The following is a 494-nucleotide window of genomic DNA, read 5'->3' as shown; positions in this document are numbered from 1 at the left end:
TGGTTCGCGACGAGCGTGAGGTCGTCGATCGCCTGCGACGACTGGCGCAGCGATTCGGCCGTCTGCTGCGCGGCTTCCGACAGCTGCGACAGCGCCTGCGTGATCTGCTCGGCACCGTTCGCCTGCGTCTGCATCCCTTCGTTGACCATCTGGAAGCGCGGCGCGAGCGTCTGCACCTCGGCGATGATCTGCGACAGCTGCCCGCCGACCTGCTGCACGTCGAGCATGCCGCGGCGCACTTCCTCGGAGAACTTGTCCATCCCCATCACACCCGCCGACACGGCCGACTGGATCTCCTTCACCGTCTGCTCGATGTCGTAGGTCGCCACCGCCGTCTGGTCGGCCAGGCGGCGGATCTCGGTCGCGACGACCGCGAAGCCGCGGCCGTACTCGCCGGCCTTCTCGGCCTCGATCGCCGCGTTCAGCGACAGCAGGTTGGTCTGGTCGGCCACCTTGGTGATGGTCGCGACGACCTGGTTGATGTTCAGCGCCTT

1 protein-coding gene is annotated in these 494 nt (G+C 67.4%); it reads right to left on the bottom strand.

Annotated elements, in window-relative coordinates; genetic code table 11:
• Positions 1-494: methyl-accepting chemotaxis protein (locus tag U4Z31_RS36970; protein WP_321813000.1), on the bottom strand; the 494-nt coding region annotated here is incomplete at both ends.

It is taken from the genome of Burkholderia sp. BCC1985 (assembly GCF_905339915.1).
Classification (GTDB): Bacteria; Pseudomonadota; Gammaproteobacteria; order Burkholderiales; family Burkholderiaceae; genus Burkholderia.
This window is presented reverse-complemented; position numbering and strand designations above follow the sequence as displayed.